Raw genomic sequence first — 14,729 nt, 5'->3', positions numbered from 1 at the left:
GCTGTTTGCTGAGCTTGACTCCGGGCAGTGTGGCTATTTTTTTGCACTAGTGAGAGGAAGCATGGCATGGTTAATCATATTGTATTGTTTGAACCACAAATTCCACAAAATACGGGAAATATTGCACGTACCTGTGCAGCGACGAATGCGCCCCTTCATATTATCAAACCGATGGGCTTTCCTATTGACGATCGTAAAATGAAGCGAGCTGGGCTGGACTATTGGGACAAACTTGATATTTATTTCTATGATAGTCTAGATGAATTTATGGGAAAAATGAATGGACAACTCTACTTGATTTCCAAGTTTGCAGAAAAGGTCTATTCAGATGCTGATTTTACTATTGAAGGAAATCATTATTTTCTCTTTGGTCGTGAAGATAAGGGCTTGCCTGAGGCATTTATGCGTGAACATCCTGAAAAAGCTCTCAGAATTCCTATGAATGATGAACATGTTCGTAGTCTCAATGTTTCGAATACTGTTTGTATGATCGTATACGAAGCTCTACGTCAACAGAATTTTGCTGGTTTGGACTTGGTTCATATCTATGAGACTGACAAGTTGAAATAATCATGAAAGCGAATACTTAATGCTTGCACTTGCAAGCATTTTTTGTTATGATAAAAGGGTCTTCAGGGCTGGGTGTAATTCCCGACCGGCGGTGACTTTTACTAGGAAATGTTCTTTTCCTTTTATACTTTGTTGCCAAGCTTTGCCTAACCAAAAGTTATGCCTACAGCTTGTCGCCTAGTCTAAAAGAAAAATTTCCATTTCCCTACTCTAAAAGAAGTCCGCGAGCGCGAGCTGATGTGGTGAGATTCCACAACCGACAGTATAGTCTGGATGGGAGAAGACGAAAGAATGATTTTATCTATTCAACTTAAATATATAGGAAGTTCTTTTGGTGTTTTGACCAATAGATTGTTTTTGATATAGTTGAGTGGATAGATAGAGTGGGACTTTCCAACTTCTTCTGATTTTATAGAAAATTGGAGGAACCTGTTATGACAAACACACGTCGACTTTCGACCATTGCAATTTTATCAGCACTTTCATTTGTGTTGATGTACTTTGACTTTCCACTCTTGCCTGCGGCGTCCTTTTTAAGAGTTGAGTTCAGTATCTTACCAGTTTTAGTAGGTTTGATTGTGCTTGATTTACCCGCAGCTTTTGTGATAATTTTACTTCGTTCCTTGCTTAAGTTGATTTTAAACAATCAAGGAGTCAGCACCTATATCGGTTTGCCGATGAATATTGTGGCTTTAGGAGTTTTTGTTCTTGCATTTGGTTTGATTTGGAAAAAAGATCGAACACCAATTCGTTTCGCTTTAGCTTCCCTAGCTGGTACAATTGGTTTGACCTTGGCTATGCTAGTTCTTAACTATGTGTATGCAGTTCCATTATATTCTAAATTTGCTAATTTTGATATTGAGAAAATTCTAGGACTAAGCAACTATCTGTTGACAATGGTTTTACCTTTTAACTTAATTGAAGGTGTTATCTTTGCACTAGCATTTTGGTTGATTTATGTCTTCTTAAAGGTAACTTTAAAACGTTATGAAAGATAAACAAACATATTTAACAAAGGGCTCTTTTGCCCTTTTACTATTTGTAATTCTGGGTTATGTCGTTAAGTTTTATCCAGAGCAACTGGTAACATTGGACTCCTCGGTTCAAACAGCTATTCGAGGTGATTTACCCGAGACCTTAACTTTGATTTTTCGTGGAATTACACGTCTGATTGATTTACCTATTGTCATTAGTTGGGCTATTATTTTGATTGCTATCTTTTACCTGAAAAAGTGGAAAACTGAGAGCCTATTGGTAGCTGGGAATCTTGGTCTGGCTGGTATTTTAATTGTGTCTTTAAAACACCTGTATCAACGTCCACGACCAGATATTTTACATTTAGTGGAGGAAAAGGGTTTTTCTTTCCCAAGTGGGCATTCACTGGCGGTGACTTTACTCATCGGTTCCTTGATCATTATCCTAGGTCAGAGAGTGAAAAACACTACTACAAAGCTAGCTTTACAAGGACTACTAGGACTTTACCTAGTTAGTGTTCTTGTCTCTAGAGTTTATCTTGGTGTCCACTACCCATCAGATGTTCTGGCAAGCCTGAGTCTAGGTCTAGGAATCTTGTTTATTGAGTTTCCTTTTTACGACAAGCTGCGCTTTCAGTGGAGATTTACAGGTAAGCAGAAGTAGGTATCAAATTCTCTTGAGGAGAAAGAAATGGAAGTCAACATAAAGGATCTTCATCCGAGTCAACTTTACTTATCAGAGAAGAAGTTGCAAGATATTCAGATGCTTTATCAGTCGGTAGAAAAGCCAAGTATTAATCCAATCAGTGTTCTTGCATTTGGAAATCGCTTGCTAATTACAGACGGGCATCACAGAGCTTATCAGGCATTGTTGCTAGGTCAGGATACGATTTCTGCTGAGTTTGATAAAGATGGTGGTGATGAACTATATCATCTTTATGCGCAAGCTTGTGAGGAAAGAAAGATTTACTCTATTTTAGATCTAAAAAATCGTATCTTACCTCAAGATGAATATGAGGCAAAATGGTATAACTGGTGTGATGGTTTTAATCAAGCAGCGGAGCTAGTATTAGGAGTAGAAAATGATGACAAAAATCATTCAGATAGATAGTTCTTTGATTTCAATCACGCCTTCAGAAAATGTTTGAGTCCCTTGATTTTGTGGAGAGTAGAAGATCTGAAAATGGGATTAGCTTTCTCTTGAAACTGGACTCCTACTAAATTTAGTATCCCTTATAATCGCTCAAAACAGAGCGATTTTTTATTTGTAGTCTGCAACTCTTTTACAATCGAAATGATAGACGAATTCCGTTATAAAATTTCTCTAAAAATAGAATTTTTCTCTTGCATTTGAGAAAGATTAGTGTATAATAGTAGGGTATGTGTAAAACATACTTGTGGGAGGTAAAAATCTTTAAATTACCGCCAAAACCACAAAGGAGGATTTAAAAATGGCTAAAAAAGTCGAAAAACTTGTAAAATTGCAAATCCCTGCTGGTAAAGCTACACCAGCTCCACCAGTTGGACCTGCTCTTGGTCAAGCTGGTATCAACATCATGGGATTCACAAAAGAGTTCAACGCTCGTACAGCTGATCAAGCTGGTATGATTATTCCAGTTGTTATCTCAGTATACGAAGATAAATCATTTACTTTCATCACTAAGACACCACCAGCTGCTGTTCTTTTGAAAAAAGCTGCAGGTGTTGAAAAAGGATCAGGTACACCTAACAAAACTAAAGTTGCTACAGTTACTCGTGCACAAGTACAAGAAATTGCAGAAACTAAGATGCCAGATTTGAACGCAGCAAACATTGAGTCTGCAATGCGTATGATTGAAGGTACTGCTCGTTCTATGGGATTCACTGTTGTTGACTAATCAATAACATCCCCAATATAACCCGCAAGACTTCATCATTTCGAGAAGTGACGTGGGAGATGAAAATCGATTGAACCACTTACAAGGAGAATAGAAAATGGCTAAAAAAAGCAAACAACTTCGTGCTGCACTTGAGAAAATCGACAGCACAAAAGCATACAGCGTAGAAGAAGCTGTAGCACTTGCAAAAGAAACTAACTTTGCAAAATTTGACGCAACTGTAGAAGTTGCATACAACTTGAACATCGACGTTAAAAAAGCTGACCAACAAATCCGTGGAGCAATGGTATTGCCAAACGGTACTGGTAAAACTTCACGCGTTCTTGTTTTCGCACGTGGTGCTAAAGCAGAAGAAGCGAAAGCTGCTGGAGCAGACTTCGTAGGTGAAGATGACCTTGTTGCTAAAATCAACGACGGTTGGTTGGACTTCGACGTAGTTATCGCTACACCTGATATGATGGCTCTTGTTGGACGTCTTGGACGTGTCCTTGGACCACGTAACTTGATGCCAAACCCTAAAACTGGTACTGTAACAATGGATGTTGCGAAAGCAGTTGAAGAGTCTAAAGGTGGTAAAATTACTTACCGTGCTGACCGTGCAGGTAACGTTCAAGCAATCATCGGTAAAGTATCATTTGAAGCTGAAAAATTGGTTGAAAACTTCAAAGCTTTCAACGAAACAATTCAAAAAGCTAAACCAGCTACAGCTAAAGGTACTTACGTAACAAACTTGACTATCACAACTACTCAAGGTGTTGGTATCAAGGTCGATGTAAATTCACTTTAATTAGTAATTTGTAAAAAGGTTGAAGACGGCAAGTCTCAACCTTTTTTTCTATGAAAATGTTAAAAACACGGATAAACTTTGGAATCGATTTGATATTGTAAAGTATCTAGATAGAAAATTCAGAAAATTTCTTCTTTTGTCTTGAAAATTTTTGAAAAAATGGTATTATAGAAACAAGTCATTTTAAGAGAACAGAAAGGGGAACAATGGAGAAAATCATTTTAGATTCACCAAAGTCGGGATCAGAACTTGTTTTGGAAACACTCCGTGATTTAGGAATTGATACGATTTTTGGTTATCCAGGTGGAGCCGTATTGCCTTTGTATGATGCTATTTATAATTTTAAAGGCATTCGTCATATTTTAGGTCGCCATGAACAAGGATGTCTTCATGAAGCTGAAGGTTATGCTAAATCAACAGGAAAACTTGGTGTTGCAGTCGTCACAAGTGGACCGGGAGCTACAAATGCCATTACGGGTATTGCAGATGCTATGAGCGACAGTGTTCCTCTTTTGGTTTTCACAGGACAAGTGGCAAGAGCGGGTATCGGTAAAGACGCTTTCCAAGAGGCGGATATTGTCGGTATTACCATGCCAATTACCAAGTACAATTATCAGGTTCGTGAAACAGCAGATATTCCACGTGTGATTACAGAGGCGGTGCATATTGCGACAACAGGTCGTCCAGGTCCAGTCGTCATTGATTTACCAAAAGATGTTTCTGCGCTTGAGACTGATTTTATCTACTCACCAGAAGTAGTGTTACCAAGTTATCAACCAACCGTTGAGCCCAATGATATGCAAATCAAGAAAATCTTGAAGCAGTTATCTAAATCTAAAAAACCAGTATTACTTGCTGGTGGTGGTATTAGTTACGCAGAGGCTGCCGCAGAGTTGATTGAATTTGCAGAACGCTATCAAATTCCGGTTGTAACCAGTCTTTTGGGACAAGGGACAATTGCAACTAGCCACCCACTGTTTTTGGGGATGGGTGGAATGCATGGTTCCTTTGCAGCTAACATTGCCATGACAGAAGCAGATTTTATGATTTCTATTGGTTGTCGTTTTGATGACCGCTTGACTGGAAATCCTAAGACTTTTGCTAAGAAGGCTAAAGTAGCGCATATTGATATTGATCCTGCAGAGATTGGAAAGATTATCACAGTCGATATCCCAGTTGTTGGTGATGCTAAAAAAGCCTTACAACAATTACTTGCAGAACCAGTTGTTCATAACAATACTGAAAAATGGATTGAAAAGGTCACAAAAGATAAAAATCGTGTTCGATCTTATGATAAGAAAGAACGGGTCGTCCAACCGCAAGCAGTCATTGAACGCATCGGTGAGTTGACCAAGGGGGACGCCATTGTTGTAACAGACGTCGGTCAACACCAAATGTGGACAGCTCAATACTATCCTTACCAAAATGAGCGTCAATTGGTAACCTCAGGTGGTCTAGGAACCATGGGATTCGGAGTTCCTGCAGCCATCGGGGCAAAGATTGCTAATCCAGATAAAGAAGTTGTTCTTTTCGTCGGTGATGGTGGTTTCCAAATGACCAATCAGGAATTGGCAATCTTGAATATCTATAAGATTCCAATTAAGGTTATCATGCTTAACAATCACTCGCTGGGTATGGTTCGTCAATGGCAAGAAGCTTTCTATGATGGTCGAACGTCGGAGTCAGTCTTTGATAGCCTTCCTGATTTCCAATTAATGGCTCAGGCGTACGGGATTAAAAATTATAAATTTGACAATCCTGAAACCTTAGAGAAGGATTTGGAAGTCATCAAAGAGGATGTACCAATGTTTATCGAAGTAGATATTTCTCGTAAAGAGCATGTCTTACCGATGGTACCAGCTGGTAAAAGCAATCATGAGATGTTGGGGGTGAAGTTTAATGCGTAGAATGTTAACAGCCAAACTTCAAAACCGTTCAGGTGTTCTCAATCGCTTTACAGGAGTGTTGTCGAGACGTCAAGTTAATATCGAAAGTATTTCTGTGGGTGCAACGGAGAATCCTAATGTATCACGAATTACTATTATCATTGATGTCGCATCGAATGATGAAGTAGAGCAAATTATCAAACAACTTAACCGTCAGGTCGATGTTATCCGTGTTCGCGATATCACTGATAAACCTCACCTAGAGCGAGAAGTTATCTTGGTTAAGATTGCTGCACCAGCTGAGAAGCGAGCAGAAATTTTGGCAATCATTCAACCTTTCCGTGCAACTGTGGTCGATGTAGCTCCAAGCTCCATTACCGTTCAGATGACGGGAAATGCAGAAAAGAGTGAAGCTTTGATTCGTGTCATTCGACCATACGGTATCAAGAATATTGCTCGTACGGGTGCAACTGGATTTACCCGTGATTAAAAATCCAATCTAAATTTGTTAATTTAGCCTATCAGGCAATAAAAATAGAAAAGAGAGAAAAAACTATGGCAGTTCAAATGGAATACGAAAAAGATGTAAAAGTAGCAGCACTTGACGGTAAAAAAATCGCCGTTATCGGTTATGGTTCACAAGGACATGCGCATGCTCAAAATTTGCGTGATTCAGGTCACGATGTGATTATCGGCGTTCGTCCAGGTAAATCATTTGATAAAGCTAAAGAAGATGGTTTTGATACTTACACAGTAGCAGAAGCAACTAAATTGGCTGATGTTATCATGATTTTGGCTCCAGACGAAATTCAACAAGAATTGTACGAGGCAGAAATCGCTCCAAACTTGGAAGCTGGAAATGCAGTTGGTTTTGCACATGGTTTCAACATCCACTTCGAATTCATCAAAGTTCCTGCAGATGTTGATGTCTTCATGTGTGCTCCTAAAGGACCAGGACACTTGGTACGTCGTACTTACGAAGAAGGATTTGGTGTTCCAGCGCTTTACGCCGTATACCAAGATGCTACAGGAAATGCTAAAGACATCGCTATGGACTGGTGTAAAGGTGTTGGTGCAGCGCGTGTAGGTCTTCTTGAAACAACATACAAAGAAGAAACTGAAGAAGATTTGTTTGGTGAACAAGCAGTTCTTTGCGGTGGTTTGACTGCCCTTATCGAAGCTGGTTTTGAAGTCTTGACTGAAGCTGGATACGCTCCAGAATTGGCTTACTTCGAAGTGCTTCACGAAATGAAATTGATCGTTGACTTGATCTACGAAGGTGGATTCAAGAAAATGCGTCAATCAATCTCTAACACAGCTGAATACGGTGACTACGTTTCAGGTCCACGTGTGATTACTGAACAAGTGAAAGAAAACATGAAAGCAGTTCTTGCTGATATCCAAAATGGTAAATTTGCCAACGACTTTGTGAACGACTACAAAGCTGGTCGTCCAAAATTGACTGCTTACCGTGAACAAGCTGCTAACCTTGAAATTGAAAAGGTTGGTGCAGAATTGCGTAAAGCAATGCCATTTGTTGTTAAAAACGACGATGACGCATTCAAAATCTACAACTAATTTTTGAGAATAAAGATAGAAGGCGAGTTGGGGGTACCTAACCCGCTTTTTATCTTGAAAACGAATTAAGGAGAAGATTATGCTTAGTGCAAAAGATGTGGTAAAAGCCCATAAAGTATTGAGTGGTGTAGTAGTCAATACACCGTTAGAATATGATCATTACTTATCAGAGAAATACGGAGCTAAAATTTATCTCAAGAAAGAAAATGCTCAACGTGTTCGGTCATTTAAGATTCGTGGTGCTTATTATGCGATTTCACAATTAAACAAAGAAGAACGCGAACGTGGTGTAGTGTGTGCTTCAGCGGGAAATCACGCCCAAGGAGTTGCTTACACATGTAATGAGATGGAGATTCCTGCAACAATCTTTATGCCAATTACAACACCTCAACAGAAAATTGGTCAGGTTCGTTTCTTTGGTGGTGATTTTGTAACCATTAAATTGGTAGGAGATACCTTTGATGCGTCAGCCAAGGCAGCTCAAGAGTTTACAGTCGCTGAAAATCGTACCTTTATCGATCCTTTCGATGATCCTTATGTTCAAGCGGGGCAAGGAACTGTTGCCTACGAGATTTTAGAAGAAGCACGCAAAGAATCCATTGATTTTGATACTGTTTTGGTACCTGTAGGAGGTGGAGGTCTTATTTCTGGTGTTTCTACCTATATTAAAGAAACAAATTCAGAAATTGAAGTAATTGGTGTTGAGGCTGAAGGGGCTCGTTCTATGAAGGCGGCGTTTGAAGCTGGAGGACCAGTCAAACTTAAGGAAATTGATAAGTTTGCTGATGGGATTGCTGTCCAAAAAGTAGGGCAGTTGACTTATGAGGCAACTCGTAAAAATGTACAGACTCTTATCGGAGTGGATGAAGGTTTGATTTCTGAGACCCTAATTGATCTCTACTCTAAACAAGGTATCGTAGCAGAACCTGCGGGTGCTGCTAGTGTGGCGGCTCTGGAAGTACTGTCAGACTATATAAAAGGAAAGACTATTTGTTGTATCATTTCTGGAGGAAATAACGATATCAACCGTATGCCAGAGATGGAAGAGCGTGCCTTGATTTACGATGGTATCAAGCATTACTTTGTAGTCAACTTCCCACAACGTCCAGGGGCTCTTCGAGAATTTGTAAATGATATCTTGGGGCCAAATGATGATATCACTCGTTTTGAGTATATTAAACGTGCCAGCAAGGGAACAGGACCAGTCTTAATCGGGATTGCTCTTGCTAACAAGCATGATTATGCGGGTTTGATTCATCGAATGGAAAAATTCGATCCGTCTTATATTAACTTAAATGGGAACGAAACTCTATATAATATGCTTGTTTAATATCCTATAAAATTTTTATCATATCATTTGCCTAACCTATATACGAGTGCTATAATGTAAATGAAGAAAGGGGGAGATTCCCATGGTTTTACCAGTTTTACCAGTTATACTTGTTGTATTAATTCTAATGCTTATTGTGGGAGTTACTTTAGTAAGTTCTGTTTATGTCGTTCGTCAACAATCTGTTGCCATTATCGAACGATTTGGTAAATATCAAAAGTTAAGTAATAGTGGTATTCATCTGCGAGCACCATTTGGCATTGACAAAATTGCAGCTCGTGTACAGCTACGCCTTTTACAAAGTGAAATCGTAGTTGAAACCAAAACCCAAGATAACGTTTTTGTGACCATGAATGTCGCAACTCAATACCGTGTAAATGAGCAAAACGTTACAGATGCTTACTATAAATTGATGAGACCGGAAGCTCAAATTAAATCTTATATTGAAGATGCATTACGCTCATCTGTTCCTAGATTAACTTTGGATGAATTGTTTGAGAAAAAAGATGAAATTGCATTAGAAGTTCAAAAACAAGTAGCGGAAGAAATGTCAACGTATGGGTATATTATCGTTAAGACGCTCATTACCAAAGTTGAGCCGGATGCAGAAGTCAAACAATCAATGAACGAAATCAATGCAGCTCAACGTAAGAGAGTGGCCGCTCAAGAATTGGCTGAAGCAGACAAAATAAAGATCGTTACAGCGGCAGAAGCTGAGGCAGAAAAAGATCGTCTTCATGGTGTGGGGATCGCAGAGCAGCGGAAAGCAATTGTTGATGGACTTGCTGATTCTATTAAAGAGTTAAAAGGAGCTAATGTCGAATTAACTGAAGAACAAATTATGTCAATCCTATTAACCAATCAGTATTTAGATACATTGAATAATTTTGCAGACAAACAAGGAAATAATACTATATTCTTGCCAGCAAATCCTAATGGAGTTGAAGATATACGGACCCATATATTATCGGCTTTAAAAGCCAAATAATTGTGTTCTGAGCGCTTTAATTCAGTGTATGTATGCGTTTTTATTGACAATACTTATAAAAACATATAGAATGAAATAGCGTAAAGAAAAAAATAGGAGAATAACATGGCTAAGTCTAACTTTGAAAAAGTAGAATCAGTTGTTAGCTGGGTTCGTGATAAAAAAATCACAGGGTATCGTATTTCTAAGGAAACAAATGCACGTGAAATGTCTATCATTGCTTTAGCTCAAGGACGTGCAAAAGTTAAAAACATTTCCTTTGAAACAGCCCTCGGCTTAATTGATTTCTACGACAAAAATCATGAAAAATTTGAAGATTAGTCTTTGGATATAGGCAGGTTCGAAAAGAACCTGCCTTTTCATTTTAGGAAATATAAAAAGACTGCAGGTTGCAGTCTTTTTTGATTATCCAAGATAGCGTTGTAAAAATTCTTTGGTGCGTTCTTCTTTAGGATTGGTAAATAGCTCTTCAGGTTTACCTTCTTCTGCAATAACCCCCTTATCCATAAAGATAACACGGTTTGATACATCGCGAGCAAATTCCATTTCGTGGGTTACAACGATCATAGTCAAGCCTTCTTGAGCTAGTTCTTGCATGATTTTGAGAACTTCACCGACCATTTCAGGGTCGAGGGCTGATGTAGGCTCGTCAAAGAGAATGGCATCAGGATTCATAGAAAGAGCACGAGCAATAGCCACACGTTGCTTTTGACCACCAGAAAGTTGCTTTGGTTTGGCTTGCCAGAAACGTTCTCCCATACCAACTTTTTCAAGGTTTTCTTTTGCAATTTTCTCTGCCTCTGAGTGGTCACGTTTGAGAACAGTTGTCTGTGCCACAATCGTATTTTCGAGAACATTGAGATTTTCAAAAAGATTAAAGGACTGAAAAACCATACCTAGTTTTTCACGGTAGTGAGTAAGGTTATACCCTTTTTCAAGGACGTTTTCACCGTGATAAAGGATTTCACCTTCAGTTGGAGTTTCGAGAAGGTTGATAGAACGTAGGAAGGTTGATTTACCACTACCGGAACTTCCGATGATAGAAATCACTTCTCCTTTATGAATAGTGAGTGAGATGTCTTTTAGGACCTCGTTTTGTCCATAGGATTTTTTGAGGTGTTTGATTTCAAGAATGGGTTGATTCATTATTTCAAATCCTCCGTTTGCATTTGGTTAGCACCTGTTGTGTAGGTATCCATATCCATACGTTTTTCAATGTAACGGAGAATACGCGTTACTGTAAAGGTAAGGACAAAGTAGATGACTGCGATGATGGTAAAGGTTTGGAAGTATTGGTAGGTTTGTGTTGCTACTGTATTTCCTGAGAAGTAAAGTTCTACAACAGAGATAACGTTCAATACAGAAGTATCCTTGATGTTGATGACGAACTCATTACCAGTTGCTGGTAGAATATTTCGAACAACTTGAGGCAAAACAATCTTACGCATGGTTTGATTATGAGTCATACCAAGTGCAGTTGCCGCTTCGAATTGTCCCTTATCAACAGCTAGAATACCGCCACGGACGATTTCTGTCATGTAGGCACCCGTATTGATAGAAACGATAAAGATAGCAGCCAGTGTTCGGTCTAGGTTGATTCCAAAGGCTTGTGCAGTACCATAGTAGATAACCATGGCTTGTACAATCATAGGAGTACCACGGAAAATTTCAATATAGACGTTGAGAATCCAGCCAAGTAGATTTTGGATTACGTAGATAAATTGATTTTCAGATTGAGGTGCAGTACGGAAGACACCGATAGCAAGACCAATGATGAGACCGACGATAGTACCGATAATGGAAATGAGAAGAGTAATACCTGCACCACGCAAGAGTTGTTGCCAGTTCTCAGATAGAATTTTAGCAACTTGGCCAAAGAAATTACTGTTGCTTTCTTCAGTTGTTGTAGATTCGGCAGGTTGCTCTTTGATCATACGATCCATTAGCGCAACTTGTTCTTCTTTAGAAATGGTTTTAATGCTAGCGTTGATTTGACTGATACGTTCGTCGTCTTTACGTAAACCGATAGCGATAGATGTATCTTCCTCCCCAGTTTTAAAGCCAGGTTCAGGTTGAATCATTTTAAACTTAGCGTTTGCTGATTCGGCAGTTAAGGCTTCTGGACGTTCAGAAACATAGGCATCGATGACCCCAGCTTCAAGAGCTTGTCGCATTTGCGCAAAATCACCCATAGCAGTTTCTTTCTGAGCACCTGAGATTTGTGAAATCAAGTCATAAAGGTAAACACCTTGTTGAGAAGTGATTTTTGCTCCGCTAAAATCCTCTAGTGATTTAGCATTAGCATAGGCAGAATCCTTCTTGACCAAAAGTACTGGTTCGCTAGTGTAGTAGCTGCTTGAGAAGGCAATTTCTTGTTTTCGTTCAGCAGTTGGGCTCATACCTGCAATAATCATATCGATTTTACCAGAGGTAAGGGCTGGAACGAGTCCTTCCCATTTAGTTTTTACAACCAAAGGTTCTTTGCCGAGGTCCTTAGCAATCTTTTTAGCTATTTGGACATCATACCCGTTGGCATATTGATTGGTTCCATCGATTTTGACAGCACCGTTACTGTCATCATCCTGAGTCCAGTTAAAAGGTGCGTAAGCTGCCTCCATTCCTATGCGTAAATATTCATCGGCTTGGACCTGGCTAACTAGTCCTAGAGTAAGGGCTAGGCTAGCAAGGATAGATAAGCATAATTTTTTCATGTTTTCTCCTATTTCTAGTCTAAAAATAGCTCCCTCTATTGTATCTAAAAATGGTGAGATTTTCAATACAAGTAAACCTTTACTTGTAAAAAATGATATAATAGTGAAAAAACTTGGAAGGCAGTGTAAGATGAAAAAGAAATGGCTATTGGCTTTGATATTTACCTGTTTCCTTTTTGTACCGCGCTTGGTTTTTGCTGTAGACTTTGATATTTTATCCTATAAGGGAGATTTGAATATTCATGCAGATAATACAGCAGTTTTCAAAGAAACAATTACCTACCATTTTAAAGATGATTTTAATGGTCAATTGATTGGTCTCGGTAAAGCAGGGAAAATGCCAAAAGGATTTGATATAGATGATGACCCAACTGTCCTTGTATCTAAAAATGGGCAAATCATTCAGGATGTTCTCTCATATACTAAGGAAGAAGAGGATGGCTACAAGGTCTTCGTTCTTAATCCAGGAAATGCAGGAGATACTGTTCGGGTAACCGTTACCTGGCAACTGTCAAATATTCTCTTTTTGTATAACGATATCGCGGAGCTAAATTGGCAACCACTGACAGATAGTTCAGGAGATATCAAAGATTTAGAATTTCGAGTAACTTCAGATAGTCCTGCAGAGAAACTCTTTTTTCATACTGGCAAACTCCTCAACGAGGGAAGTGTCGAGAAAGTAAATGATATCTACTGGGTTAAGATGAAAAATCTTCCTAAAAAACGTCAGATTGAACTTCATGCCTATTGGCCGAGAGAAGCTTTCTCAAGTGCTCCGAGTCAGGGCCTAAATGAAGATAATTTAAGTAACTTCAAAAGAGTTGAGATAGAAATAAAAGCCAATAAAGTGCAGGCGAATATCATGATAAAATGGATTTTCCCAACTTTCTTTATGGCTTTATTGCTACTTACTATCATGTATTATCGAGCATTTCGTAAACAGATAAGTCTCCAAAAAGTATATCCGAAGAATCATCGACTTTACGAACCTCCAATGGACTTACCTCCAATGGTTTTGGCAGAAGCAATCTATTCAACCTCCTTAGAGGAAGTTAGTCCCCTAAATAAGCATAAGTTTGGTAAGTTCACCTTTGAACAACTAATCCAGGCAACCTTGTTGGACTTAGTCGATCGCGGGCATTTATCCATTTTTCAGGGTGAAGAGGAACCGTGGATAAAAATTAATAGTGAAAAAGGCTTGTCTAATTTTGAAAAAGAATGCTTGCGCATGACTCTTTCAACTAAGAAAGAAATTGCTTTATCTGACCTTTTCCTTGAATATCAAGTTTCTTCAACTTTGTTTCATGGTGCTAAGGAAGCTGATGAGAAGCATATTCGAGAATTCGGCATGCACCTCAAGCGTTCCTTCGAGAGACGACTTGAACGCATGCAAAGTTGTGTTCGAGACAAGGTGAAAATTTTACGAATTCCAAGTTATTATCGACCTTTAACGGAAAAAGAAAATAATCTTGTGAAAAAAATGAAAGTCTGTTCGATTGTAACAGGTGTTGTCGGACTGATCATTTTTTACTATAGCACTCGAACTCATGGCTATTTCTCGCTTCCGTTACTTTCCTTAGGTTTAATTGGTTTACTAGCGAGTGCTTTGATTCATTTTGTAACTCGAGGGCCTTCTCGTGATGGAGTCTTAAATGAAGAAGGGGCAGAAGTTGTTTATCTCTGGACAAGTTTTGAAAATATGCTTCGGGATATTGCACATTTAGATAAGGCTGAACTAGAGAGCATTGTTGTTTGGAATCGCCTTTTGGTCTATGCAACTCTCTATGGATACGCTAAGAAGGTGAATAAAATCATGAAACTTCACAATATTCAACTTGAAAACGCTGCTATGAATCTTTATGTATCTTGTGGGTGGGATAAACAATTTCACACATCTGCTACTCAAATCAATTTGTACACCTCAGTCGCAAATACAGCAAGTACCTTTTCTGTATCATCCGGAAGCGGTAGCTCTGGTGGTGGTTTCTCAGGCGGTGGCGGTGGTGGAAGTGTTGGTGCTTTCTAAAG

At 39.0% G+C, this 14,729-nt stretch carries 15 protein-coding genes and 1 riboswitch; of the genes, 13 read left to right on the top strand and 2 right to left on the bottom strand.

The window, feature by feature from the left end; translation table 11 throughout:
- Positions 1–66: 66 nt before the first annotated feature.
- The 12 genes from ACXYSN_RS04560 (at position 67) to ACXYSN_RS04505 (ending at position 10,311) form a co-directional block, all read left to right on the top strand.
- Complete coding sequence (locus ACXYSN_RS04560; protein ID WP_006150349.1) at positions 67–570, top strand: tRNA (cytidine(34)-2'-O)-methyltransferase; 504 nt, start codon at positions 67–69, stop codon at positions 568–570.
- Between the two features lie 54 nt (positions 571–624).
- Positions 625–859: riboswitch (FMN riboswitch) on the top strand.
- A 145-nt stretch (positions 860–1,004) separates the two neighbouring features.
- Positions 1,005–1,568 (top strand): ECF transporter S component, encoded by a 564-nt coding sequence (locus ACXYSN_RS04555; RefSeq protein ID WP_006150358.1) that lies wholly within the window; start codon positions 1,005–1,007, stop codon positions 1,566–1,568.
- Entirely contained in the window at positions 1,558–2,208 is a 651-nt protein-coding gene (locus tag ACXYSN_RS04550) for a phosphatase PAP2 family protein (protein WP_006150305.1), read from the top strand. Before ACXYSN_RS04555 ends, ACXYSN_RS04550 begins: the two co-directional genes overlap by 11 nt.
- Positions 2,209–2,235: 27 nt before the next feature.
- Entirely contained in the window at positions 2,236–2,655 is a 420-nt protein-coding gene (locus ACXYSN_RS04545; RefSeq protein ID WP_235083826.1) for a ParB N-terminal domain-containing protein, read from the top strand.
- Between the two features lie 340 nt (positions 2,656–2,995).
- On the top strand, positions 2,996–3,421 hold the full coding sequence (rplK, locus tag ACXYSN_RS04540) for a 50S ribosomal protein L11 (RefSeq protein ID WP_001085806.1): 426 nt from the start codon (positions 2,996–2,998) through the stop codon (positions 3,419–3,421).
- A gap of 97 nt (positions 3,422–3,518) precedes the next feature.
- Positions 3,519–4,208, top strand: a complete 690-nt coding sequence (gene rplA, locus ACXYSN_RS04535) for a 50S ribosomal protein L1 (RefSeq protein ID WP_001085675.1) — start codon at positions 3,519–3,521, stop codon at positions 4,206–4,208.
- A gap of 206 nt (positions 4,209–4,414) precedes the next feature.
- The gene (locus tag ACXYSN_RS04530; RefSeq protein WP_458636305.1) at positions 4,415–6,115 is read left to right on the top strand and encodes an acetolactate synthase large subunit; all 1,701 of its coding nucleotides are present in this window, start codon (positions 4,415–4,417) and stop codon (positions 6,113–6,115) included.
- Positions 6,108–6,584, top strand: a complete 477-nt coding sequence (gene ilvN, locus ACXYSN_RS04525) for an acetolactate synthase small subunit (RefSeq protein ID WP_006150351.1) — start codon at positions 6,108–6,110, stop codon at positions 6,582–6,584. Before ACXYSN_RS04530 ends, ilvN begins: the two co-directional genes overlap by 8 nt.
- A gap of 65 nt (positions 6,585–6,649) precedes the next feature.
- Positions 6,650–7,672 (top strand): ketol-acid reductoisomerase, encoded by a 1,023-nt coding sequence (gene ilvC, locus ACXYSN_RS04520; RefSeq protein ID WP_458636304.1) that lies wholly within the window; start codon positions 6,650–6,652, stop codon positions 7,670–7,672.
- A 79-nt stretch (positions 7,673–7,751) separates the two neighbouring features.
- Positions 7,752–9,002, top strand: a complete 1,251-nt coding sequence (ilvA, locus tag ACXYSN_RS04515) for a threonine ammonia-lyase IlvA (RefSeq protein WP_441348522.1) — start codon at positions 7,752–7,754, stop codon at positions 9,000–9,002.
- 82 nt (positions 9,003–9,084) lie between these two features.
- A complete protein-coding gene (locus tag ACXYSN_RS04510) occupies positions 9,085–9,990 on the top strand; it encodes an SPFH domain-containing protein (RefSeq protein ID WP_006150392.1) in 906 nt (301 codons plus the stop codon).
- Between the two features lie 105 nt (positions 9,991–10,095).
- Entirely contained in the window at positions 10,096–10,311 is a 216-nt protein-coding gene (locus ACXYSN_RS04505; protein ID WP_002893653.1) for a capsule biosynthesis transcriptional regulator, read from the top strand.
- Positions 10,312–10,395: 84 nt separating this feature from the next.
- Here ACXYSN_RS04505 and ACXYSN_RS04500 read toward each other — a convergent pair whose 3' ends face one another.
- Entirely contained in the window at positions 10,396–11,136 is a 741-nt protein-coding gene (locus ACXYSN_RS04500; RefSeq protein ID WP_235083828.1) for an amino acid ABC transporter ATP-binding protein, read from the bottom strand.
- Positions 11,136–12,701 (bottom strand): ABC transporter substrate-binding protein/permease, encoded by a 1,566-nt coding sequence (locus ACXYSN_RS04495; RefSeq protein ID WP_458636303.1) that lies wholly within the window; start codon positions 12,699–12,701, stop codon positions 11,136–11,138. Before ACXYSN_RS04495 ends, ACXYSN_RS04500 begins: the two co-directional genes overlap by 1 nt.
- A 130-nt stretch (positions 12,702–12,831) precedes the next feature.
- Between ACXYSN_RS04495 and ACXYSN_RS04490 the strand changes: the two genes are divergently transcribed.
- Positions 12,832–14,727 carry a DUF2207 family protein gene (locus ACXYSN_RS04490; RefSeq protein ID WP_441348520.1) on the top strand — a complete coding sequence of 632 codons (1,896 nt, stop codon included), beginning with the start codon at positions 12,832–12,834 and terminating at the stop codon, positions 14,725–14,727.
- Positions 14,728–14,729: the final 2 nt, after the last annotated feature.

The sequence above is a fragment of the Streptococcus sp. V869 genome (assembly GCF_054353515.1).
Note: the sequence above shows the minus strand (reverse complement) of the source record. Positions and strands in the feature narration are given on the sequence as shown.